19 protein-coding genes and 1 pseudogene are annotated in these 22,430 nt (G+C 73.1%); 11 read left to right on the top strand and 9 right to left on the bottom strand.

Translation table 11 applies throughout. The features are described from left to right. Nucleotides 1–82 precede the first annotated feature (82 nt). From IG84_RS0114940 to IG84_RS0114960, 5 genes are all read left to right on the top strand, one after another. Complete coding sequence (locus IG84_RS0114940) at nt 83–1,600, top strand: ABC transporter substrate-binding protein (protein WP_031056336.1); 1,518 nt, start codon at nt 83–85, stop codon at nt 1,598–1,600. A gap of 5 nt (nt 1,601–1,605) precedes the next feature. After that, nucleotides 1,606–3,471, top strand: a complete 1,866-nt coding sequence (locus tag IG84_RS0114945) for an ABC transporter permease subunit (protein WP_107053880.1) — start codon at nt 1,606–1,608, stop codon at nt 3,469–3,471. A gap of 68 nt (nt 3,472–3,539) precedes the next feature. Then, nucleotides 3,540–4,721 carry an MDR family MFS transporter gene (locus IG84_RS0114950; protein ID WP_245659362.1) on the top strand — a complete coding sequence of 394 codons (1,182 nt, stop codon included), beginning with the start codon at nt 3,540–3,542 and terminating at the stop codon, nt 4,719–4,721. Nucleotides 4,722–4,906: 185 nt separating this feature from the next. After that, nucleotides 4,907–6,181, top strand: coding sequence for an aspartate aminotransferase type Ic (locus IG84_RS0114955; RefSeq protein ID WP_211266466.1), 1,275 nt, complete (start codon nt 4,907–4,909; stop codon nt 6,179–6,181). Nucleotides 6,182–6,381: 200 nt separating this feature from the next. Then, nucleotides 6,382–7,485 (top strand): aminopeptidase P family protein, encoded by a 1,104-nt coding sequence (locus IG84_RS0114960; RefSeq protein ID WP_031056346.1) that lies wholly within the window; start codon nt 6,382–6,384, stop codon nt 7,483–7,485. Here the strand turns inward: IG84_RS0114960 and IG84_RS37985 are convergent. After that, nucleotides 7,482–8,685, bottom strand: a pseudogene (locus IG84_RS37985) (FAD-dependent oxidoreductase). The gene IG84_RS0114960 and the pseudogene IG84_RS37985 sit on opposite strands and share 4 nt — an antisense overlap. Nucleotides 8,686–8,976: 291 nt before the next feature. On the opposite strand from IG84_RS37985, the gene IG84_RS0114970 reads away from it, so the two are divergent. Then, the gene (locus tag IG84_RS0114970) at nt 8,977–9,621 is read left to right on the top strand and encodes a pentapeptide repeat-containing protein (protein ID WP_031056349.1); all 645 of its coding nucleotides are present in this window, start codon (nt 8,977–8,979) and stop codon (nt 9,619–9,621) included. A 16-nt stretch (nt 9,622–9,637) separates the two neighbouring features. On the opposite strand, the gene IG84_RS0114975 is transcribed toward IG84_RS0114970, so the two are convergent. Both IG84_RS0114975 and map read right to left on the bottom strand, forming a co-directional pair. Beyond that, nucleotides 9,638–10,135 carry a hypothetical protein gene (locus IG84_RS0114975; RefSeq protein WP_031056351.1) on the bottom strand — a complete coding sequence of 166 codons (498 nt, stop codon included), beginning with the start codon at nt 10,133–10,135 and terminating at the stop codon, nt 9,638–9,640. An 88-nt stretch (nt 10,136–10,223) separates the two neighbouring features. Next, nucleotides 10,224–10,991: a type I methionyl aminopeptidase gene (map, locus tag IG84_RS0114980; protein ID WP_031056354.1), complete on the bottom strand. Its 768-nt coding sequence runs from the start codon at nt 10,989–10,991 to the stop codon at nt 10,224–10,226. Nucleotides 10,992–11,105: 114 nt separating this feature from the next. On the opposite strand from map, the gene IG84_RS0114985 reads away from it, so the two are divergent. Beyond that, a complete protein-coding gene (locus tag IG84_RS0114985) occupies nt 11,106–11,405 on the top strand; it encodes a helix-turn-helix domain-containing protein (RefSeq protein ID WP_031056359.1) in 300 nt (99 codons plus the stop codon). A 9-nt stretch (nt 11,406–11,414) separates the two neighbouring features. Here IG84_RS0114985 and IG84_RS0114990 read toward each other — a convergent pair whose 3' ends face one another. Both IG84_RS0114990 and IG84_RS0114995 read right to left on the bottom strand, forming a co-directional pair. Further along, nucleotides 11,415–11,963: a GNAT family N-acetyltransferase gene (locus IG84_RS0114990; protein WP_031056363.1), complete on the bottom strand. Its 549-nt coding sequence runs from the start codon at nt 11,961–11,963 to the stop codon at nt 11,415–11,417. A 181-nt stretch (nt 11,964–12,144) separates the two neighbouring features. After that, entirely contained in the window at nt 12,145–12,720 is a 576-nt protein-coding gene (locus tag IG84_RS0114995) for a TerD family protein (protein ID WP_031056366.1), read from the bottom strand. A gap of 240 nt (nt 12,721–12,960) precedes the next feature. Between IG84_RS0114995 and arfB the strand changes: the two genes are divergently transcribed. Next, a complete protein-coding gene (gene arfB, locus IG84_RS0115000; protein ID WP_031056367.1) occupies nt 12,961–13,398 on the top strand; it encodes an alternative ribosome rescue aminoacyl-tRNA hydrolase ArfB in 438 nt (145 codons plus the stop codon). Nucleotides 13,399–13,494: 96 nt separating this feature from the next. Here the strand turns inward: arfB and IG84_RS0115005 are convergent, their stop codons facing one another. After that, nucleotides 13,495–14,124, bottom strand: coding sequence for a flavin reductase family protein (locus tag IG84_RS0115005; RefSeq protein ID WP_107053883.1), 630 nt, complete (start codon nt 14,122–14,124; stop codon nt 13,495–13,497). 340 nt (nt 14,125–14,464) lie between these two features. Here IG84_RS0115005 and cdgB point away from each other — a divergent pair, with 340 nt between their 5' ends. Together cdgB and IG84_RS0115015 are read left to right on the top strand one after the other, a co-directional pair. After that, nucleotides 14,465–16,129 (top strand): diguanylate cyclase CdgB, encoded by a 1,665-nt coding sequence (gene cdgB / locus IG84_RS0115010; RefSeq protein ID WP_031056374.1) that lies wholly within the window; start codon nt 14,465–14,467, stop codon nt 16,127–16,129. Nucleotides 16,130–16,467: 338 nt separating this feature from the next. After that, a complete protein-coding gene (locus IG84_RS0115015; protein ID WP_031056377.1) occupies nt 16,468–17,400 on the top strand; it encodes a carbohydrate-binding protein in 933 nt (310 codons plus the stop codon). A gap of 112 nt (nt 17,401–17,512) precedes the next feature. Here the strand turns inward: IG84_RS0115015 and pfkB are convergent, their stop codons facing one another. The 3 genes from pfkB to IG84_RS0115030 form a co-directional block, all read right to left on the bottom strand. Further along, the gene (gene pfkB, locus IG84_RS0115020; protein WP_031056381.1) at nt 17,513–18,442 is read right to left on the bottom strand and encodes a 1-phosphofructokinase; all 930 of its coding nucleotides are present in this window, start codon (nt 18,440–18,442) and stop codon (nt 17,513–17,515) included. Between the two features lie 184 nt (nt 18,443–18,626). Beyond that, nucleotides 18,627–19,784: an N-acetylglucosamine-6-phosphate deacetylase gene (gene nagA / locus IG84_RS0115025; RefSeq protein ID WP_031056385.1), complete on the bottom strand. Its 1,158-nt coding sequence runs from the start codon at nt 19,782–19,784 to the stop codon at nt 18,627–18,629. Further along, entirely contained in the window at nt 19,784–20,749 is a 966-nt protein-coding gene (locus tag IG84_RS0115030) for an ROK family protein (protein ID WP_031056387.1), read from the bottom strand. The genes nagA and IG84_RS0115030 overlap by 1 nt, the downstream gene beginning before the upstream one ends. Before the next feature lie 356 nt (nt 20,750–21,105). Here IG84_RS0115030 and IG84_RS0115035 point away from each other — a divergent pair, with 356 nt between their 5' ends. After that, a complete protein-coding gene (locus tag IG84_RS0115035) occupies nt 21,106–22,383 on the top strand; it encodes an extracellular solute-binding protein (RefSeq protein ID WP_031056388.1) in 1,278 nt (425 codons plus the stop codon). Nucleotides 22,384–22,430: the final 47 nt, after the last annotated feature.

Raw genomic sequence — 22,430 nt, forward strand, 5'->3', positions numbered from 1 at the left:
CGCGGCCGTATAGTTAATGAAAATCGTTGTCGTATAGTCTTTGGCTGCCGTACGCCCCGAACCCCACCCCAGAACGAGGACCATGCACACCGTTCGCCGCCGCCGGCTCATAGCCGGCCTGCTGGTCGCACCCCTGCTCTCGGGCCTGCTCTCCGGCTGTTTCGTCGCCAGGGACGGCTCGTCCTCGAACGGGTCGGCGGACGGTGCCCGGCTCAAGGTCGCCCTCGCCTTCCCGCCCTCCGAGAACTTCTCGCCGTACGGTGCCGACGCCACCCTGCTCAGCCGGCTCGGCGTCACCGAGGGCCTGACCAAGCTCGACGCCAACGGCGCCGCGTCCCCCGTGCTCGCCGCGTCCTGGAAGAAGGAGAGCGGCCGAAGCTGGCTGTTCACGCTGCGGGAGGCGGAGTTCCAGGACGGTACGAGGGTCACGCCGGCCGCCGTCGCCAAGGCCCTCGGCCACGCCACCAAGGCCGAGCCCGTGACGGCCGCGCTGTCGGGCGTCACGCTCACCGCCGAGCCCGTGGGCAAGGACCAGGTCCGGATCACCACCGCCGACCCCGACCCCGCCCTTCCGCTGCGCCTCTCCAGCCCCGGGCTGGCCGTACTCTCCGCGAAGGCGTACGAGAAGGCGGGGAGCGGCGGCCGGGTCAGCCCCGTCGGCACCGCCACCGGGCCGTTCGAGCTCACGAAAACCACCGGGGCCACCGCGGCCACCCTCGACCGCTTCGACGACTACTGGGGCGGTCTGGCCCAGGCGTCCGGTATCGACGCGAAGTTCATCGCCGACGGGACCGCGCGGACGAACGCGCTGCGCACCCATGACGTGGACATCGCCGAGGCGGTCCCCGTCTCCCAGGCCGCCTCCCTCGACAAGGGCAGCGGCCGCGAGACCCCCACGGCCCGGACGACGAGCCTTCAGCTCAACACCGAGTCCGGCGCCTTCAAGGACCCGGGGCTGCGCGCAGCGGCCCGTGAGGCGATCGACACCTCGGCGCTCGCCAAGGACGTGTACGAGGGCCATGCCGACCCCGGCGAGGGCATCTTCGGGCCCGCGCTGACCTGGGCGGAAGGCAAGCGCGGCAAGCCCGCCGGGCGGGCCGGGGCGAAGCGCCCCGACGGTACGGCGATCACCATCGGCACGTACGACAACCGGCCCGAGCTGCCCGAGGTCGCCCAGGTGCTCAAGCAGCAGCTCCAGAAAGCCGGGTTCGCGGTGAAGCTGGAGGTCCGCGAGTCGTCGCGGATCGAAGGGGACGCGCTGGCCGGGAAGTTCGACGCGTTCGTCGGCGCCCGTAACACCATGCTCGACACCGGTGATCCGGTCTCCGTCCTCGCCAGCGACTACACCTGCGACGGCAGTTACAACCTCGCCCAGCTCTGCGACAAGAAGGTCGACGCGGCCGTGCGGAAGGCCGAGGAGGCGGCCGACACCGGGAAGCGCCAGGACGCGGCGATGGCCGCCGAGGCCGCGATCCTCGGCACGGACGCCGTCGTCCCGCTCGTCCACCAGCGGATCATCACCGGCGTCGGCGGCTCCGTGGAGGGCGTGCTCCTCGACCCGTACGAGCGCACGCTGGTCGCCACCGGCACCCGGCGCTGAGCGGTATGAGCAGGATGAGGGGTCTTTGGCGACTCGCCCTCGCCGTCGCCCTCGTGTGCGGGATCGGGCTGCTGCCCTGGCTGTCGCGTACCGATCCGGCGCTGACCGTTCTCAAGGCGCGGGCGGCGGAGCGTACGCCCACTCCTGAGGTACTGGCGTCCGTCCGGGCCGACATCGGGCTCGACGCCGGGCCGTTGGCGCTGCTCGGCCGGTGGGCGGGCGGGCTGCTGCATGGGGACGCGGGGCGGTCGTGGATCTCCGGAGACGCGGTGCTGCCGTCGGTGGTGCACGCCCTGGGGTTCTCGCTGTCGCTGATGGGCGCGGCGATCGTGGTGGCCGTCGGTACGGCCGCCGCGGTCTGCGCCCGCACGCTGCGGCTCGGCGCCCGCCGCCGGCTCGCCGGGCGACGGCCGGGCGGCAGCGGCGCGGCCGTGCTCGCCGCGCTGCCCGAGTTCCTGACCGCGTCGGTGCTCGCCACCGTGGTCGGCGTGCACCTCGGCTGGCTGCCGGCGCTCGGCTGGTACGGCCCGCAGTGGATGGTGCTGCCCGCGCTCTCGCTCGGCCTGCCCGCCGGGGCACTGCTCGGGCGGCTCCTCGACGATCTGCTGCCCGGCGCCTTCGCCGAACCGTGGGCGCGCGCCGCGGCCGCCCGCGGCATACCGGAGGGGCGCATCGCGCGGCAGGCGCTGCGCCGCTGCGTGCCGGGACTGCTGCCGAACCTCGGTCTGTTCCTCGTGGGCCTGACCGGGGGCGCGGTCGCCGTTGAGCAGGTGTTCGACATTCCCGGGCTCGGGCGGTCGACCCTGCAGGCCGCTGTGGCGCAGGACCTGCCCGTACTGCAGACCAGTACGCTCGCGCTCGTCCTGCTCGCCGCCGTGGCCGGCGGGCTGGTCCGCCTCGTGGCCCGGCTCGCGCTCGGGCCCGCCCTTCGGGACGGCGCCCTGCGGTCCCTGCACGGCGCGCGGGAGGTCCTGCACGGCCCGAAACGGCCCGGGTCCGGCCGGCTGCCCCTCCTGTACGGCGCGCTGCTCGTCTGCGTCGTCGGGTTCGGGCTGCCCCGTGACCCGCTCGCTCTGGATACCGCGGCGCGGCTGGAGGTTCCGTCGTGGGCGCATCCGTTCGGTACGGACTCCCTGGGGCGGGACATGCTGGCCCGGGTCGCGCACGGCGCGCTCACGACCCTCGCGCTCGCCCTCGCGATCAGCGCCGCCGCCCTGGTCATCGGCGTACTGCTCGGCCTGCTGCCCCGGCTGTCCGGGCCGCTCGTCGACACGGTCAACGCCGTACCGCCCGTACTCGCCGGCCTCCTCGTCGCGGGCGTGGCGGGCAGCGGACCCGCGACGCCCGCGCTCGCCGTGGCCGCCGTCGCCTGGACCCCGCTGGCCGCCCACGCCGCCGCGCTGCTCCAACAGGAGCGCGCGACACTGCACTTGGCGGCGACGCAGAGCCTCGGCGCGAGCCGCTGGTACCTGCTCCGGCGCGAGCTGCTGCCTGCCGTCCTGCCGCCCGTCACCCGCCATGCGCTGCTGCGCCTCCCCGCCGTCGCGCTGTCCCTCGCCGCGCTCGGCTTCCTCGGGCTCGGCGCTCAGCCGCCGTCGCCCGAGTGGGGCCTGCTGCTCGCCGAGAACCAGCCGTACGCCGAGCGGGCTCCGTGGACGGTGCTCGCGCCGGCCGCCGTGCTCGCGCTGCTGGGCGCGCTGGCGGTGACCGTGACGGGCGGGGTGCGGATGCGGATGCCGCGGGTCCTGCGGCGTGCGCGGCGGGCGGAGGTGCCCGCGCCTGCGGCGGAGCCGGAGCCGGAGCCCGAGGTGCGGGAGGCCGTGACGGCCGGGGCAGCGGCCGGGACGGGTGCCGGGACGGTGGCCCGGTGACGGGGACTGCCGCCGCGCGGCGTTCCCGACGGACTCGCCGCGAACGGACCTGGCGGCACCTCTCCCCGCTGCTGCGGCTGCTGATCGCGACCCAGCTCGCCTTCAACATCGGCTTCTTCGCCGTCCTGCCCTTCCTGGCCGAGCATCTGGGCACGGCCATCGGCATGGCGGGCTGGCTGGTCGGCCTGGTGCTCGGCCTGCGGACGTTCAGCCAGCAGGGGCTCTTCGTACTGGGCGGTGCCCTGACCGACCGGTACGGCGTACGCCCCGTCGTCCTCACCGGCTGCGTCCTGCGGATCGCCGGCTTCGCCTGGCTGGGGTACGCGCAGCAGCCCTGGGCGGTCATCGGCGCTGTCCTGCTGATCGGATTCGCCGCCGCCCTCTTCTCGCCCGCCGTCGAGTCCGAGGTCGCCCGCCAGTCGGTGCTCTGGGAGGAGGCCGGGCACGGCCCCCGTACCCGCGTCCTGGGCCTGCTCAGCGTGGCGGGCCAGGCCGGTGCGTTCCTCGGCCCGCTCCTGGGCGCCCTCCTGCTGGCCGTCGACTTCCGTACGGCGTGCCTGGCCGGGGCCGGGGTCTTCGTCCTCGTACTGGCCGGGCATCTGTGGCTGCTGCCGCAGCACATCCCGGGCCGGGAGCGGGTACGGGCGCCGGGAGCGGTGCGCGAGATGCTGCGCAACCGGCGTTTCCTCGCGGTGTGCGGCGCTTACGGGGCGTACCTCCTGGCGTACAACCAGCTCTACCTCGCCCTCCCCGCCGAAGTGGGGCGCGCCGCCGGCTCGCAGTCCCCGCTGGCCTGGCTCTTCGCCCTCTCCTCGCTGCTGGTCGTCGTCGCGCAGCTGCCGGTCACCCGCTGGGCCGCCGACCGGCTCGACCTCCGCCGCTCCATGGCGGCCGGGCTGCTCCTCATCTCCGCGGGGTTCGCCGTGGTGGCCGCAGCGCGCCCGGCCGCCTGGACCGGCACCGCCGGGCTGCTGCCCGCCGCGGCCTTCGTGGTCCTCCTCACGCTGGGCCAGATGCTGGTCACGCCGGCCGCCCGGGCCTGGGTCCCGGACCTGGCACCCACCGGCAGGCTCGGCCTCTACACGGGCGCGATGTCCTCGGTCTCCGGGCTGCTCGTCCTGGCCGGCAGCGCCGCGACCGGCTCGCTGCTCGACACCGGGCTGCCGGCCCCGGTCCCGTGGCTCGTCCTCGCGGCGGTACCGCTGGTGGCCGTCGCGCTGCTGCCCGGCCGCTCCCGGGCCGAGCCGTAAAGACTCCCACCGCTCCCGGTCCGGGCCGGTAGTGACCCCCACCGCTCCCGGACCGAGTCGTAAAGCCGCGTACGTCACAAAGGCATCGGCAGCGCCGCCCCCTCCAGGTACTCTCGGCGCTGCCCGCGCGCCTGGTGGCCGCGGTCACTGAGTACCGCACGCGACTTTGAGCAGGGATGACAGGCATGGATCTGACGACTCTCACGCACACCGAACTGTCCGACCGGCTCGAAGGGCTCCGCAAGGAGCACGCCCGCCTCAAGGAGCGCGGGCTGCGCCTGGACCTGACCCGGGGCAAGCCGTCCGCCGAGCAGCTCGAGCTCTCGGAGCCGCTGCTGTCCCTGCCGGGCGGCGGCGACCACAGCGCGGAGGACGGCACCGACTGCCGCAACTACGGCGGCCTCAAGGGCCTGGCCGAGCTGCGCGCGACCTTCGCCGGCCTGCTCCAGGTACCGGTGGAGCAGCTCGTCGCCCTGGGCAACTCCAGCCTCGAGCTGATGTACGAGTCGGTGGTGGACGCCGTCCTGTTCGGCCTGCCCGGGGCGCCCGGCCCCTGGCAGCGGGAGGGGCGGACGGCCATGCTCTGCCCCGTACCCGGTTACGACCGGCACTTCGCGCTGTGCGAGAAGCTCGGCATCGACATGATTCCCGTGCCGATGACGGAGAGCGGCCCGGACATGGACGAGGTCGAGCGCCTCGTCGCCGACGAACGCGTCAAGGGCATCTGGTGCGTACCGAAGTACAGCAACCCCACGGGTGCGACCTACGCGCCGGAGACCGTGCGGCGGCTGGCCGCCATGGAGACCGCGGCGCCCGACTTCCGCGTCTTCTGGGACAACGCCTACGCCGTGCACCAGCTCCAGGGTGACCGCGAGCCGGTCGCCGACATCCTCGGCCTGTGCGCGGAGTACGGCAACGCCGACCGGGTGTTCGTCTTCGGCTCCACCTCGAAGATCACCGCGGCCGGCAGCGGCGTGGCCTTCTTCGGCTCCTCGCCCGCCAACGTCACCTGGCTGCTCGGCCACCTCTCCAAGCGGACGATCGGCCCGGACAAGATCAACCAGCTCCGGCACGCCCGCTTCCTGCCCGACGCCGAGGCCGTGCACGCCCACATGGAGCGCCACGCCGAGCTGCTGCGGCCCAAGTTCGAGCTGGTGGACGCCGTCCTGGAGAAGCGGCTCGGGGACACCGGCATCGCGTCCTGGACCCGCCCGCAGGGCGGTTACTTCGTGAGCCTGGACGTCCTGGACGGCTGCGCTTCCCGTGTCGTGCAGCTCGCCAAGGACGCGGGCGTCGCGCTGACCCCCGCCGGAGCGACGTTCCCGTACGGGAAGGACCCGCGCGACCGCAACATCCGCATCGCGCCCAGCTACCCCCGCCTGGAAGAGCTGGGCGACGCGCTGGAGGGGCTGGCGCTCTGCGCCGAACTGGCGGCGGTCGAGAAGCTGCTGGCGGGCTGAGAGCCTGTGTCAGCGGCGTAGTCGCCGCGTCCCGGCACGTTCGGCCCCCGGGCGGCTCCTTCCGGCGTAGATTCCCGGGCATGGCGACTTCTGAGGGGACGACGGCGGCTGCGGCGAGCGCAGGGGCGGCTGCGAGTACGGAGGCGGCCGCGAGCGGGAGTACGACGGGGCGCATCGAGGTGACCCGGGAACGTACCGAGGTGACCCGGGAGGACTACGAGCGGCGGATGGAGCGGGCCGGCCGGGCGGCCGCGGACGCCGGGCTGGCCGGCCTGATCGTCACGCCGGGCCCCGACCTGGTGTGGCTCACCGGCTACCGGCCGACCGCGGTCACCGAGCGGCTGACCGCGCTGCTGATCGCGGTGGGCAGCAGGCCGCGCCTGCTGGTGCCCGTACTGGAGCGGGCGGACGCGCGGCAGGCCGCGGGTGCCGGCGCGACGGAGGTCCTCGGGTGGCGGGACGGCGAGGACCCGTACGCCGTGCTCGCGGAGCTGCTGGAACCGCAGCGGCGGTACGGCATCTCCGACTCGGCGTGGGCGATGCACCTCCTGGGGCTGCAGCGCACCCTGCCGGGCAGCGCGTACGCCTCGCTCACGGAGGCGCTGCCGATGCTGCGCGCCGTCAAGGACGCGTACGAGGTGGAGCGGCTGGCGGCGGCGGGCGCTGCCGCTGACGCCACGTACGAGCAGATCCTCGAGGTGCCCTTCGGGGGCCGGCGGGAGTGCGACGTGGCGGCGGACCTCGCGCGACTGCTGGTCGAACACGGGCACAGCCAGGTGGACTTCACGGTGGTCGGCTCCGGACCCAACGGGGCCGACCCGCACCACGAGGCGGGCGACCGAGTCATCGAGAACGGCGACATGGTCGTACTGGACTTCGGAGGGCTGCTGGACGGCTACGGGTCCGACACCACGCGGACCGTCCACGTGGGGGAGCCGTCCTCCGAGGAGCGCAAGGTCCACGACATCGTGCGGGAGGCCCAGCAGGCGGCGTTCGAAGCGGTGCGGCCGGGGGCCGCCTGCCAGGACATCGACCGGGTGGCGCGGAAGGTGATCAAGGCGGCGGGATACGGCGAGTACTTCATCCACCGGGTCGGACACGGCATCGGGGTGACGACGCACGAGCCGCCGTACATGGTCGAGGGCGAACACCTGCCCCTCGTACCGGGGATGTGCTTCTCGATCGAACCCGGGATCTATCTGCCGGGGCGCTTCGGGGTGCGGATCGAGGACATCGTGACGTGCACGGAGACGGGCGGACGGCGGCTGAACAACACGGCCCGGGAGATGGGGATCGTGAGCTAGGAGGACAGCGAGGAGCGGCGGGCGGCGGAGAGGGCGAGGGTGGTCGCCTCGATGGCGCTGGTGAACGCCACTTCGCTCAGCACACCTGGTGCCGCGACCTGGTCGCCCGCCAGGTAGACGCCGTTGCCGCGGTCGATGGCGGGGCGGTCCCGCCAGGTGGTACCGGGCAGGTCCACAGCCCCCGTACGGCCGGTGGCGAGCGCGTCGCGGCGCCAGGTGACGCGCTCGCGCCACTCGGGGAAGCCCGCGTCCAGGAGGCGCTCGGCGCGCGCGATGCCGTCGGCGCGCGTCTCATGGGGAGCGATGCCGACCTGGCCCTGGAGGAGCTGCTCACCGGGCGGGGCGAGGGTGGGGTCCTGGGCGGTGAACCGTTCGATCCAGCCGGAGTGGTCGAGGTCGGAGACGATGAAGAGATCGGCGGGGCGGCGCCTGCCGGTCGTCGACCGGCGCTTCTTCGGGTACTCGCGCAGCGCCAGGTCGATCAGGGCCGTACGGGCGCTGCTCCAGGTCAGCGCGTCCTCGCCGAGCAGCGCGCGGGCGGAGTCGAGCCGGGTGGCGACGATGACGGGCCGGTCCTCGGGCAGCGCGTCGACCCGGGAGCCGGTCTCGATCCGTACGCCGAGGCCGCGGGCGTGGTCCGCCATCCGGGAGATGAGCGCGCCCCAACCCCCCCTTGATGTACCGGGCTTCCGGGTTGAGGCGCGTGGTGCGGTAGAGGATCCGGTGGGTGAACGCGGCCGAGAGCAGGCCGGGGTCGTGGTGGAAGGTGGCGACGCCGGTGTAGTACGCGGCGGCGCGCGCGGCCGGCTCCCCGACATGTGCGCTCGCCCAGCTCAAGAAGGACTGATCCACGGGGGCGTCCGTGCGGTTGCGGAGCCGGAGTAGGGCGAGGGGCGGTACGCGGCGCAGCTCGCCGTGGTGGTGGAAGCGGATCCGGGCGCCCTCGCGGAGGCTGAGCGGGGCGAGCGGCCCCAGGAGGCCGCGCTGCTTGAGCCAGGGGTAGTGCGGGCCTCGGTTGTAGAGGGCGTGCGGACCTTCGTTGGTGCGGTACGGCGCCTCGTCGGTACGGGCGCGGCCGCCGAGCGAACGGTGCGCCTCGTGGAGCGTGACGTCGGCACCGGCCTCGGCGGCGGAGATGGCCGCGGTGAGGCCGGCGAAGCCGCCTCCGACGACGGTGATGCGGCGGGGGTGGTGGGGCATGGCGGGTCTCCGTCCCGTGAGCTGCTGTGTCTGCCGGCCTTTGTCCCGTGGACGGGTGGGGGCGGGGGCGATGTGACATCCGGCGTGCGGTCCGCGTGCGCGGCTGGTCGCGCGGCTGCCGTACATGCGGTCATTTCCGCAGGTCAGCGCGATTGTCAGTGGTGGGGTGCACGATGGATCAGGACGGGGCGACGGGGACGAGAGCGGACCGATCGCGGGGTCGCGCGCGGATCGAGTGCGGAGAAGGGCGGTGGTCGGGTGGCCGGCCGGGGCGAGGACGCGGGGCGGACGGTGCGGGCCGTACGACGGCCGGAGGTGCGGCTGCCGGAGCTGGTGGCGTACGACGGAGGGGAGTGGGAGCCGGAGGGGGATTACGACGGACTGGAGTTCGCCGACGCGGACTTCGCGGGGCAGTCGGCGCGGGGCGCCCGCTTCCTGGACTGCGCGGTGCGGCGGTGCGCGTGGGACGAGACGGTGCTGACCCGGGCGCGTTTCATCGACAGCGTGCTGGAGGGGGTGCGGGGCGTCGGCACGGACCTCTCGCAGGTGTCGCTGCGCGATGTGGAGGTGCGGGACGCCCGGCTGGGCGGGACGCAGTTGCACGGAGCGGTGCTGGAGCGGGTCGTGGTGCGCGGCGGGAAGCTGGACTTCCTCAATCTGCGCAAGGCCAGGCTCCGGGACGTCGCGTTCGAGGACTGCGTGCTGGTGGAGGCGGACTTCGGCGGGGCCGAGCTGGAGCGCGTGACGTTCGACGGCTGCACGCTGGCGCGTACGGACTTCACTCAGGCGCGGATGCGGGACGTCGATCTGCGGGGCGCGGCGGCGCTGGACATCGCGCGGGGCATCGACCGGCTCGCGGGCGCGGTGATCAGCCCGTCGCAGCTCATGGACCTGGCCCCGGCCTTCGCGGCCGAGGTGGGCGTACTGGTGGAGTGAGGGGGAGTGATGGGGGTCAGACGCGGGGGAAGCGGGCCTGGAGGTCCCATACGAGCGGGTTGTCGGCCAGCCCGTCGTGCATGTCCGTGAGGTCGGCGATCAGGTCGTGCAGGAAGTCACGGGCCTCGCGGCGCAGCGCGGCGTGGTTGAAGCTGAGCGGAGCCTCGTCGGCCGGTACCCAGTCGGCGGTGACGTCGACCCAGCCGAAGCGGCGCTCGAACAGCATCCGGTCGGCGGACTCGGTGAAGTCCAGCTCGGCATGTTGCGGGCGGGCGGCGCGGCTGCCGTGCGGGTCGCGGTCGAGCCGCTCGACGATGTCGCACAGGGCCCAGGCGAAGTCCAGGACCGGCACCCAGCCCCAGGCCGTGGACAGCTCCCGGTCCGACTCGGTGTCGGCGAGGTAGACGTCCCCGCAGAACAGGTCGTGGCGCAGCGCGCGGGCGTCCGCGGTGCGGTAGTCCGTCTGCGGGGGGTCAGGGAAGCGCCGGGAGAGCGAGTAGCCGAGGTCGATCACGTAAGTGATGGTCGCACGTCGGTCGGAGTGATCGTTCCGGCACGGGCGGGGCATGACTGGGGGAGATGGGCCGTGGGACGGGCGGGGGTCAGGGCTGGGTGAGGATGCGGGGGCCGTCGTCGGTGATGGCGACGGTGTGCTCGAAGTGGGCGGCGCGACTGCCGTCCGCCGTGAGCAGGGTCCAGCCGTCGGCCCCCTCGTAGTACGCGCCGCTGCCGCCGGCCAGGAACATCGGCTCGAGGGCGAGGACGAGGCCGTGCCGGAGGACGAAGCCGCGGCCGGGCCGGCCGTCGTTCGGTACCGACGGGTCCTCGTGCATATGGCGGCCGATGCCGTGGCCGCCGAAGTCCGCCGGAATGCCGTAGCCGGCGGCGCGGCCGACGCTGCCGATGGCGTGCGAGATGTCCCCGATGCGGGCGCCCACCACGGCTGCCGCGATCCCCGCCTCCAGCGCGCGCCGGGTGGTGTCCATCAGCCGCTGGTCCTCGGGGCGTGGCGTGCCGACGGCGAAGGTGACCGCGGCGTCGCCCGTCCAGCCGTCCACGGCCGCGCCGCAGTCGACGCTGAGCAGGTCGCCGTCGCGCAGCCGGTACGAGCTCGGGATGCCGTGCACGATCGCGTCGTTGACGGAGGTGCAGAGGGTGGCGGGGAAGGGGGTGGGCGCGAAGGACGGGCGGTAGTGGAGGAAGGGGGAGGTGGCGCCGGCCTCGGCCAGCACCGACCGGCCGACCTCGTCCAGCTCGCTCAGCCGCACGCCGGGCGCGGCTGCCGCGCGTACGGCCGTGAGGATGTCGGCGACGACGCGGCCCGCGGGCCGCATGGCGTCGAGCGCGGTGTCGGTCTTGATCTCGACCATGGGGGAACCTCCGTGATGCCGGGCGCGGGCGTGGGTGCGGGCACAGGAACGACCTGCGGCGCCGGTCGCCAATTTTTATACCGGTATTTCTTTACCGGTATTAGTATCACGGGCATGGTCCGTACACCTCTGACTCCATGGGAACGCGAGCGCGGCGAGCGGCTGGGCGTGCTGCTGCGGGCGGCGCGCGGCGATCGCAGCATGGTCGAGATCGCGGCGGCCGCGGGGCTCTCGGCGGAGACGCTGCGCAAGATCGAGACGGGGCGCGCGCCGACGGCGGGGTTCTTCACGGTCGCCGCGCTGGGCGCGACGCTCGGCATCTCCCTCGACGAACTGGCGGCACTCGCCGCGCCGCCGGCCGAGGCCGAAGCCGGGGCCGATGCCGCCGGCGCGTCACCGCCCGCGGCCGCCTGAGCGCAGCCGCTACCCGTTCGGCAGGTCCTTGTGGAGGACCGTGCACGGGCGGGCGAGGGCGTGGTCCGTGCGGTGGTCGATGACGCGATAGCCGAGCGCGCGCCAGAAGGCGAGCCCGTCCGGGTTGGCATCCAGGGCGGCGAGCCGTACGCCGTCGTGCCCGGCCGCCTGCAGGCGCCGCTCGACGGCGGTCGCCAACCGGCGGCCCCGGCCGGCGCGTTGGAGGCCGACGTGGATCAGCAGCAGGCCGATCCAGGGGTACGGGTCGAGCGGGTCGGGGTGCTCGGTGAGGGTGACGGCGAGGCCGGTCAGCCGGCCGTGCTCGCCGTCGTCCTCACGGGCGATCAGCACCTCGGCGGCGGGGTGGGCCAGCTCCCCGTTGATGCTCGATGCGACCTCATCGCGCTGAAGGGCGTACGGGTCGGGGAAGTCGCCGCTGAGGGCGAAGAACGCGGCGTTGGACGCGTAGAGATCCGTCAGCTCGTCGAGAAGCGGCCCCGGCAGGTGCCCGTCGTGTGCGGCGAGGAGGGGCGAGAGCGGTTCCAGTACGAGTGGCATACGGCCCCATGCCGGCCGGGCGCGTGGCCGGGCGCGAAGGGGTTCCGCGCACGCCGAAGGCCCCGCCCCGCCCGCACGCAGGCCCCGCCCGCACGCACGCAGGCCGCGTACGCCGAAGGCCCGCCCGTCCCGCGCGAACGCAGGCCGGACGGGCCTCCCGGCAGGTCTGCGGCAATGACCGTCAGACGTTGACGCCGAAGTCCTGGGCGATGCCGACCAGGCCCGAGGCGTAGCCCTGGCCGACCGCGCGGAACTTCCACTCCGCGCCGTTGCGGTAGAGCTCGCCGAAGACCATGGCGGTCTCGGTGGCCGCGTCCTCGCTGAGGTCGTAGCGCGCGATCTCGGCGCCGCCGGCCTGGTTGATGATGCGGATGAAGGCGTTGCGCACCTGGCCGAAGTTCTGGCTGCGGTTCTCCGCGTCGTAGATGGAGACCGGGAAGACGATCTTCTCGACGTCGGCGGGCAGCGCGGCGAGGTTGACGTTGATCTGCTCGTCGTCGCCCTCGCCCTGGCCGGTGAGGTTGTCACCGGTGTGCACGATGGACTGGTCCGGCGTGGCCTTGTTGTTGAAGAACACGAAGTGCTGGTCCGAGAAGACCTTGCCGCTCGGGTTGACCGCGATCGCGCTCGCGTCGAGGTCGAAGTCCGTGCCCGTGGTGGTGCGGACGTCCCAGCCGAGGCCGACCGTGACGGCGGTCAGGCCCGGAGCCTCCTTGGTGAGCGAGACGTTGCCGCCCTTGGACAGGCTTACAGCCATGGGAGTGCCCTTTCCTCGTCGAATCATCGGGCTCCGTACTCCGGACGAAGCTACCGTCACCCTGCACAACGTCGGCCGGGGACCATGAGGTTCCAGCTTCCTTTACTTTCTTTGCCAAGCCCTGATGCCGTCCCGCCGACCGTCCCCGCCGGCCAACCCCGACGACCGTCCCGGCGACCGTTCCCGCGGCCGGGGAAATGCGGGTGACGGATCGGGGGCGGACGCGGGATCATGGGGGGCATGTCCGGGCCCTATGTCATCCGCGGTTCGGTCGTCCTCCCGGAGTCGGAGCTCGTCTGGCGCTTCTCACGGTCTTCCGGGCCCGGCGGCCAGCACGTCAACACTTCCGACAGCCAGGTGGAGCTGCGCTTCGACCTGGCCGCGACCGAGGCGCTGCCCGAGGTCTGGAAGGAGCGCGCGCTCCAGCGGCTGGGGGAGCGCGGACGGCTGATCGACGGTGGCGTGGTGTCCGTACGGGCGTCCGAGCACCGCTCCCAGTGGCGCAACCGCGAGACGGCCGCGGTCCGGCTCGCGTCCTTGCTGGCGGAGGCGTCCGCGCCGCCGCCGAAGCCGCGCCGCAAGACGCGGATCCCGCGCGGCATCAATGAGCGCAGGCTGCGGGAGAAGAAGCAGCGCGGCGACACGAAGCGCGGCCGCTCGGGCCGCGACTGGCACTGACCGGAGCCAGTACCGCGTACTGACCGGAGCCAGTACCGAGTACCGACCGGAGCCAGTACCGAGTACCGACCGGCGCCGGCGTCGGCGCCGCGCGCCCTAGCCCAGCTTCCGGTACCGCCCCCGGAAGTACGTCAGCGGGTTGCTCTCGATGTTCGGGGTGTGGGCGGTCAGTACGCGGCCGATGGTGAGGGTGTGGTCGCCGGCCACGACGCGCTGCTCCGTGCGGCACTCCATCGTGGCGAGGGCGCCCTTCACGAGTGCCGCGCCGGTCCGCTCGCCCCGTACGTGCGGGACGCTCGCGAAGAGGAGCCGGTCGCTGAAGCGGCCCTTCATGGCGAACTGGCCGGCGATGTTGCGCTGGCCCTCCGTCAGGACCGAGACGGCCCACAGGGGCTGCCGCTCCAGGATGTCGTCCATCCGTGAGTCGTTGCGAACGCTCACCATCACCAGCGGCGGGTCGAGCGAGACGGACATGAACGCGGTGGCGGTCATCCCCGCGTCCTCCCCGACCGGAACGCCGTCCCCGGCCGCGAGGTCGTCCTCGGCCGGATCGTCCTCCGGGTCGAGGGCGGTGATCAGTACGACCCCGGCGGCGAGCCGGGACAGGGCGGCACGGAACTCGTCGGCACTCACCCCACCAGCATGCGGGATCTTCTCCGGAGCAGGGCTGGTCTCCCGGTCGGTGTGCGGGTCGGTGACGTCGGCGGCAGGGTTGTTCGTGAACACGTCATGAACGCTAGACGGGACCGCGCGCTCCCCGCATCGGGCCCTGGGACCAGCCGCGTCCTAGGACCCCCGACGGAGCCGGGGCGCTCCAGAGGGCGGAATTTGCGTTCAGGAAGTTTACGAACACATAGGAGGAGATCCCGAAGAGGCGCCGGAAGGGCCCTGGGGAGACCTCGGTAACTTCACGGCGTGTTCTGTGACTTGAGTCACAGCGAGGGGTAATTGTTGACCCTGTGTACCGGGTGTACAGCTCACTGTGATTCAGTGGCCGTGGCAATCGGACGACTAGAGGACGACAAGAAGCCTGGAGTTGCTGTCGAGGTCTCAGGGAGAGCGAGCGATGGAGACCGAGTCGGAGCCATACGTCCGTCTTGCGACCCTGCGGCAGCTGCACCAAGTGGTCGCCGACCTGAACACCGCACGCAGCCTTGCGGACACCCTGCAGGCCGTCGCCGACGGAGCGATCAGCGGGCTGGGCTACGAGCTCGCCGCGGTCAATCTCGTACGGCCCGACGGCGACCTCGTGGTGGCCGCGGTCGCCGGTAGCGCGGGCGCCGAGGCGCTGCTGTCCGGCCGCGTCGGCTCCCGGGAGTCCTGGGAGCGCCGGCTGGCCATGGGGGAGCGCTGGGGCGACCTGTGCTTCATCCCGTACACCCAGGGCTGGGTGCTGGACGACGACGATGTCCCGCAGTGGCACACCGCCGGGCCCGCGCCGCGCTTCCCCGACGAGTGGCATCCGATGGACCGCCTCTTCGCGCCCATGTACGCGGCCTCCTCCGGGGGCGGCGACCTGCTCGGCGTGATCTCCGTCGACCGGCCGCGCAACGGCCGGCGTCCGGGCGCCTGGGGACGCGAGGCGTTGCAGATGTTCGCTTTCCAGGCAGCGATTGCGATCAGTAATGCCCGGCTTCGGGCAAACATGCAGCGCGCGCTGGTCCGTCTGGAGCGCGAGCAGCAGGCGCTGCGGGCGAGTGAGGAAAGCTTCCGGCAGGCATTCGAGTACGCGCCGAGCGGCATGGCCATCGCCGAGATGGGCGGCGACCAGCACGGCCGGCTGCTGCGGACGAACGACGCGCTGTGCCGGCTGCTGGGTCGGCCGGCGTCCGTGATGCGCCGCTACGCCTTCTCCGACCTGGTGCATCCGGAGGACATCGGGACGCTGCTGCGGACCTCGGCCGAGGGCGGCCGCGCCGAGCTGCGGCTGGCCCGCCGGGACGGCTCGTACGTCTGGGTGAGCCTGCGCAACAGCGTCGTGGCCGACACCGCCGACGGCCCGCGCTTCCTGCTCACGCACGTCGAGGACATCGAGGAGCGCAAGCGGCACGAGCTGCAGCTCGCGCACCGCGCCAGCCACGACGCGCTGACCGGCCTGCCGAACAGCGCCGAGCTGCGGACCCGGCTCAGCGCCCGGCTGTGCTCGCGGCCGCCCGGCACGGACGAGGCGGACGCGTTCGCCTCGACGGCCGCCGGGGAGGACGACGGACACGGCTTCCTGCCGGACGGCGGCGCCGAGGCGTTCGAGGGCTTCCACCTGGCCCGTACGGGGCCCGCGTACGACAGCCACGTGCACGCGGTCGCGCCGTCGGACGGGCCCGAGGACGACGGCGCCAAGGGGCTGGCCGTGCTCTTCTGCGACCTGGACGGCTTCAAGTCGATCAACGACCGCTTCGGGCACCACACGGGTGACGCGGTGCTCATCGAGGTGGCCCGGCGGCTGACCAACGGCGTACGGGACGGGGACACGGTCGCCCGGCTCGGTGGCGACGAGTTCGTCGTGCTGGCGGACGGACTGGGCAAGGCGGACGCCGAGGACCTGGCCGTACGCCTGCGGAACGCGATCATCCCGCCGATCCGGGTGGACGGCCGGGCCGTGCGCGTCGGCGCCAGCTTCGGCATCGGCTGGGCCGGCTGCGGCATGTCGGCCGAGGAGGTCCTGCAATCCGCCGACCAGCGGATGTACGTCGAGAAGCGGTCCCGCTCGAAGGCGAACCGGCGAGTGAGCTGAGGGGGCACCTCCCCGGGGCGGCGGGCTCCCCGGAGGGCAGGGGCGCCTTCGCGCCGCCCAGCGCCCCTCCGCAAGCCATGTGTCCGAAGTAACCTCCGGCCCGCCGCAGGCGCGCCCGCACCGCGCTGACCGCCGCCGACCCCGCCGGGCGCCCGCCGTTCACCGTCCTGTAGTGATCTTGTGGCCGTAGGGAACCGGCGTACGCAGCTCCGCACCGGGTAGGCTGCGCCGATGCGGCGCTGGCCGCCAGGGGGCCTCACAAGCACGTAGACAACGGTGCGTGTGGACATCACTGCACGTAGACATCAGTTTGCAAGACCGCTGGGGAGTGACGCGGAATGACGGCCGGTAGTAACGGCACGGACACGCCGGAGAACGACGATCCGTTCGGCTACCTCTACCGCTCGGAGGGCGGCGAGGCAGGCGCGCAGGGATCGGCGGGCGACGGCGCGGCGGTGCGGCAGCCGGGCGTTCCCAGGAGGTCGTACAACCAGGTGCGCGCGGTCGGCGAGCGCCAGTACGGCCAGCAGGCACAGCAGCAGGCGTACGGCCGGCAGAACGCGCACTACGCGGCGCCCGAGACGCTGCAGAACGGTGCGCCGCGCCAGGCCGCTCCGGCAGGGCACGGTGCCGGCGGTGCGGACCAGGGCCCGCGCCGCAACCGCAACGGCCTGCTCATCGGCGCCATCGCCGTGGTCGCCGTGGTCTGTGTCGGCATCGGCGTCGCGATGATCTCCAACAGCGACGACGACAAGTCCGCCGAGGCCGGCGGCGCCGGGTCGTCCGCGGGCGAGAACGTGGAGCCGAGCAAGAAGCCGTCCGACAAGCCGGCCGAGCCCGACCTGCCCAAGGCCGACGCGGGCAGCCTGCGGCTGGACGGCACGGCGACCACGGACAAGACCATTCCGGGGGCTCGTTCGGCCGGTGGTCTGTACGTCACCGGCATGAACACGCCGGGTGCCGCCGCCACCTGGAAGCTGGACGCGCCCAAGGACGGCCAGTACACCGTCTTCGTCGGGTACGGCGTGCCGGGCAAGGACGCCGACGCGACCCTGTCGATCAACGGCAAGGCCCGCGACTCCAAGCTCAACATGAAGAACTTCGCCGGGGCCAAGGAAGGCCAGTGGGACAAGGGCTGGACCCGGACCTTCGCCTGGATCGACCTCACCAAGGGCACCAATACGATCAAGATCTCCTGCGAGCAGGGGAACCAGTGCGACTTCAACCTTGATCAGGTGTGGTTGAAGCAGGGGCAGGTCACGAAGCCGTAGCGGCGGACCGCCGTTGGTGTGGGCGTCGGTTGCCGGCGCTCCCGCCGTCGTGGTTGCTCGCGCCCACGCGGCGGAGCCGCACATCGACGCCCCCCGCGCCCCTGAAGGCCGCTTACGCGGCCGCAGGGGCGTCCGTCACCTCGATCTTGGGGAGCAGCTCCTCGTACGTGGCGCGGTCGTACTCGCCGGCCGCCTCGGCCCGTACCGTCGCGGCCGACAGGGCCACCGCGCGGGCCAGCCGGTCCGGCCAGGAGAGCCCTTCCACCAGGCCGGACAGCAGCCCGGCCACCGCCGAGTCGCCCGCTCCCGTGGGGTTGCCCGCGATCCGCTGCGGCGGCGCGGCCTGCCAGGAGCCGTCCGCGGTCACCGCGAGCATGCCGTCCGCGCCCAGCGAGGCCGCGACCGTGTGCGCACCCCGGCGGCGCGCGTCCCGCGCCGCCCGCAGCGGCTCGTTGTGCCCGGTCAGCGACGCCAGCTCGGCGGCGTTGGGCTTGGCGAGGTCGGGCCGCGCCGCGAGGCCGCGGCGCAGCGGTTCGCCGCTGGTGTCGAGGAGGACGGGGACGCCGGCCGCGCGGGCCGTACGGGTGAGGCGCGCGTACACGTCCACGGGCACGCCGGGCGGCAGGCTGCCGCACAGGGCCACCGCCTGCGCGCCGTCGAGGAGTTCGCGGTACCGGGTGAGGAAGGCGTCCCACTCGGCGGGGGAGACGGTCGGGCCCGGCTCGTTGAGCTGGGTGGTGTCGCCGCCGGTGGTGTCCACGACGGCGACGGTGCGCCGGGTGGCGCTGCCGATCGGTACCAGCGCGTCGGTGACGCCGGTCTCCTGGGCGAGCATGGCGCGCAGCGCATCGCCGGTGCCGCCGCCGGCGAATCCGGTGGCGACGGTGTCATGGCCCAGGGCGGCGAGCACCCGGGCGACGTTCAGGCCCTTGCCGCCGGGGCGTTCGGACACCTCGGTCACCCGGTTGGTGCCGCGCGGGCGGAGCCGCGGTACCCGGTAGGTGATGTCGAGTGCGGCGTTCAGCGTGACCGTGAGGATCATGGTTCCCCCTCCCGCGCAGTGGTCGGACGGCCGTGGTCCACGGCCGCGTACGGACGAGTGCGCGAGCGATCATGCCATCGGCGACGGCAGTTGGCACAGAGCGCGGGTGCGGCCCGGGCCGCGGATGCGGACCAATCGGCCCAGCCCGGGCGGGGTGCCGCCCGGACGGTCCGCATCTGCTTCCTTACCCCGCCTGCGGTGGCCGTACCACCCACTCGCCCTTGCGCATGACGGCCACCAGGTCGTACGACGCGTCCAGTACGACCAGGTCGGCGTCCTTGCCGGGCTCGATGGAGCCGGTGCGGTCGTCGATGCCCAGCAGCCGGGCCGGGTTGCCGGACAGGGCCTGTACGGCCGCTTCGATACCGATGCCGTCGATCGTGACGGCGCGCTTGAAGGCGAGGTCCAGGGTGAGCGTGGAGCCCGCGATCGAGCCGGCGGTGGGGCCGCCGTGGATGCGCGCGACACCGTCCTTGACCTCGACCTCCATCGGGCCGAGCGGGTACATGCCGTCGCTCATGCCGGCCGCGCCCATCGCGTCGGTGATGAACGCGACGCGCTCCGGGCCCGCGTGACGGAACGCCAGCTGCAGCACGGAGGGGTGCAGATGGGTGCCGTCGTTGATCAGCTCGACGGTGATCCGCTCGTCCTCCAGGAGGGCCGCGATCGGGCCGGGGGTGCGGTGGTTCAGGCCCGGCATGGCGTTGAAGAGGTGCGTGGCGACGGTGGCGCCCGCGTCGATGGCCTCGCGCGTCGCGTCGTACGAGGAGTCGGTGTGGCCGATGGCCGCGATGACGCCGGACTCGGTCAGCAGGCGTACGGAGTCCAGGCCGCCGGGCAGTTCCGGCGCGAGCGTCATCATCTTCGCCGTGCCGCGGGCCGCGTCGACCAGCTTGCGGACGGCCGACGGGTCCGGGTCGCGCAGCAGTTCGGGCTGGTGGGCGCCGCAGCGGTGGGCCGAGATGAACGGGCCCTCGAAGTGGATGCCGGCCAGGTCGCCCTGCTCGACCAGCTCGGAGAGGACGGCCGCCTGCCGGGCCAGGTCGGCCAGGTCACCGGTGACGGTGGAGGCGGCCATGGAGGTGGTGCCGTGGCGACGGTGGGTGTCGGCGACCTTCAGGCACTCCTCGGGGTCGGCGGAGGAGAAGGAGCCGCCGCCCCCGCCGTGTACGTGCATGTCCACGAAGCCGGGGACGATCAGGTGCCCGGACAGGTCGACGGTGGTGCCGCCGGCCGCGGGGCCCACGGCGAGCCGGTGCCCGTCGACCGTGAGGGTGAGGCCGTCGACGACGCCCGCGGGCAGCGCCACCCGGGCGCCGCTGAGGATGGTTCGGTCCGCCATCAGGCAGTTACCTCCGTGGAGAGAAGATCCCGGGCCAGCAGTCCTGCGCCCAGGCAGCCGGCGGCGTCCCCGAGCGCCGCCGGAACGATCGGGGGGAGCGGCTGGAAGGTAACCCGCCGCCGGACCGCCTCCCGCAGAGGCGCGAACAGCGTGTCGCCCGCCTCGGCGAGGCCGCCGCCGATGATCAGGGTCCGCGGGTCGAGCAGCGTGAGGCAGGTGACCAGGCCGTCCGCGAGCGCGTCGACGGCCTCCTGCCACACGGCCACGGCCCGCGGGTCGCCGGACTCGACCGCTTTGGCGGCGTCCGCGGCCGTGGCGTCCGGGTCACCGCAGGCGGCGGCCCAGGCCCGGCCGACCGCAGAGGCGGAGGCCAGCGTCTCCAGACAGCCGCGCTGGCCGCAGCCGCACGGCGCGCCCTGGGGTCGTACGACGATGTGCCCGATCTCGCCCGCGCTGCCGTGGGCTCCGGCTTCGATCCGGCCGCCGATGCCGATGGCGGCCGCGATGCCGGTGCCCAGCGGCAGGAAGACGAACCGGTCGGCCCCCTTGCCCGCGCCGATCCGGCCCTCGGCGAGCCCGCCGGTGCGCACGTCGTGGCCGAGCGCCACGGGGACGCCGCCGAGCCGCTCCGAGAGCAGGGCGCGCAGCGGGACGTCCCGCCAGCCGAGGTTGGCGGCGTACACGGCGGTGCCGTCGGCCTCGTCGATGATGCCGGGGACGGCGACGCCGGCCGCCGCCGCGGGGAGGCCGTACCGCTGCGCCCCCAGGTCGCGCAGCTCGGCGGCGAAGTCGAGGATCGTGTCGACCACCGCCTCGGGGCCGCGCTCGCGTCCGGTGGGGCGGCGTGCCTCGTGCAGCAGGACGGGGGGCCGGGCGGGCGTGCCGTCGGAGGGCGGCGCCTCCGTACCGACGAGTGCGGCCTTGATCCCGGTACCGCCCACATCGAGCGCGATGACATGTCTCACGCGGAACAGTCTCCCGCGAGAAGCGCCGAGAGGTCTAGTCCACTGCGGCGCCGGTGGCGGTGCGTCAGGGCGGAGGGCCGGTTCGTGCGCCGTACATGGGGAGTTGGGCGGCGGGTCACGCGCGCGGCGCGGGCCGGTCGCCGGCGCGGCGCGGGCACGGGGCGGCCGGGCGGCCGTCCGGGGGAGGCCAGCATTCCGGTTCGCTGATGCGAAACGGAGACCTGCTTTGGTGTAGACCTTGTGAGGGTGTGCGGGGCAGACTCGCAGCTCAGCGTCCGACGGGGGGTGATCCCCGCCGCCGCGGCGCGTCCCGGAACGTACGGCACATCGGACTCAAAGGGCGGAACAGGGCAGCAATGGCAGTACAGCGACGCTACAAGAGCCTGGCGGCGGCGGGTATCGCGACGGCCATGACGCTGACACTGGCCTCCTGCTCCGGCGGCCCCGTCGGCAAGGACGACGTCACCCTGAAGCTGGTCGCCGCCGACTACGGCGACGGCGCCGCCAACTCCAGCAAGCACTACTGGCACGACGTGGTCGAGGCGTTCGAGGCCAAGCACCCGCACATCAAGGTCGACGTCGACGTCTACAGCTGGAAGGACGTCGACAAGGAGGTCGAGAAGCGGGTCAAGGCCGGCAACGCCCCCGACCTGGCCCAGATCGGCGCCTACGCCGACTACGCCGCCGAGGGCAAGCTCTACAGTGCCGACGACCTGCTCTCCATCAGCACCCAGGCGGACTTCACGCCCGGCCTCGCGGAGGCGGGGGAGTACCACCGCGTCCAGTACGGCATGCCCTTCGGGGCCAGCACGCGCCGCCTCTTCTACAACAAGAAGCTCTTCGCGCAGGCCGGCATCGACAGCCCGCCCAAGACCTGGTCCGACATCAAGCAGGACGCGCAGCTCCTGAAGGCCGCGGGCGTGAAGATCCCGTTCGCGCTGCCGCTCGGCCCCGAGGAGACCCAGGCCGAGACCATGATCTGGATGCTGAGCGGGGGCGGCGGCTACACCGACTCCATCGGCAAGTACACGATCGACTCGCGGCAGAACATCCGCACGTTCAAGTGGGTCAAGGACAACCTCGTCGCCCCGGGGCTGACCGGCACCGACCCCGCGAAGCTCAACCGGCAGGACGGCTTCAACGCCTTCGCGAGCGGCCAGGCCGGCATGCTCAACGGCCATCCCACGCTGATGCACCAGGCCAAGGCCAAGGGCATCGACTACGGCACCGTCGCGCTCCCCGGCACCACCGGCCCGGCCAAGTCCACCATGGGCGTCGCCGACTGGATGATGGGCTTCAAGCAGCACGGACACCGCGCCGAGATGGGCCAGTTCCTCGACTTCGTCTACAACGAGGACAACGTCCTGCGGTTCTCCGGCGATTACGGCCTGCTGCCGGTCACCGTCTCCGCCTCCCAGAAGATGCTCGCTGACGACAAGTACAAGAAGCTGCACAGCTTCCTGAAGCAGCTTCCGGAAGCGGAGTTCTACCCCGCCGACAAGACGTCCTGGCCGCTGGTCAGCAAGACCATCAAGGCGAAGATGGGCGGCGCGGTCGGCAAGAACGGTGACCCCGCATCGGTACTCACCGACATCCAGAACACCGCGGACGAGGCGGACAGCGCCACTCGCTGACGCCCTGCGGCCGGCCCTGCGGCCGCCCGGCCGGGTGATCAGTAGGG

The sequence above is a fragment of the Streptomyces ochraceiscleroticus genome, from assembly GCF_000720485.1.
In the GTDB taxonomy this organism is placed as follows: Bacteria; Actinomycetota; Actinomycetes; order Streptomycetales; family Streptomycetaceae; genus Streptomyces; species Streptomyces ochraceiscleroticus.

Excerpts from the sequence above, each read along its gene's own strand:
- IG84_RS0114990 (WP_031056363.1), bottom strand. The coding sequence starts at position 11,963 with ATGCCACTCGTACTGGAACCGCTCTCGCCCCTCCTCGCCGCACACGAC.
- IG84_RS0114955 (WP_211266466.1), top strand. The coding sequence starts at position 4,907 with ATGGATCTGACGACTCTCACGCACACCGAACTGTCCGACCGGCTCGAA.
- IG84_RS0114995 (WP_031056366.1), bottom strand. The coding sequence starts at position 12,720 with ATGGCTGTAAGCCTGTCCAAGGGCGGCAACGTCTCGCTCACCAAGGAG.
- IG84_RS0114940 (WP_031056336.1), top strand. The coding sequence starts at position 83 with ATGCACACCGTTCGCCGCCGCCGGCTCATAGCCGGCCTGCTGGTCGCA.
- IG84_RS0114985 (WP_031056359.1), top strand. The coding sequence starts at position 11,106 with ATGGTCCGTACACCTCTGACTCCATGGGAACGCGAGCGCGGCGAGCGG.
- cdgB (WP_031056374.1), top strand. The coding sequence starts at position 14,465 with ATGGAGACCGAGTCGGAGCCATACGTCCGTCTTGCGACCCTGCGGCAG.
- IG84_RS0114945 (WP_107053880.1), top strand. The coding sequence starts at position 1,606 with ATGAGCAGGATGAGGGGTCTTTGGCGACTCGCCCTCGCCGTCGCCCTC.
- IG84_RS0115015 (WP_031056377.1), top strand. The coding sequence starts at position 16,468 with ATGACGGCCGGTAGTAACGGCACGGACACGCCGGAGAACGACGATCCG.
- nagA (WP_031056385.1), bottom strand. The coding sequence starts at position 19,784 with ATGGCGGACCGAACCATCCTCAGCGGCGCCCGGGTGGCGCTGCCCGCG.
- pfkB (WP_031056381.1), bottom strand. The coding sequence starts at position 18,442 with ATGATCCTCACGGTCACGCTGAACGCCGCACTCGACATCACCTACCGG.
- arfB (WP_031056367.1), top strand. The coding sequence starts at position 12,961 with ATGTCCGGGCCCTATGTCATCCGCGGTTCGGTCGTCCTCCCGGAGTCG.
- IG84_RS0115035 (WP_031056388.1), top strand. The coding sequence starts at position 21,106 with ATGGCAGTACAGCGACGCTACAAGAGCCTGGCGGCGGCGGGTATCGCG.
- map (WP_031056354.1), bottom strand. The coding sequence starts at position 10,991 with ATGGTCGAGATCAAGACCGACACCGCGCTCGACGCCATGCGGCCCGCG.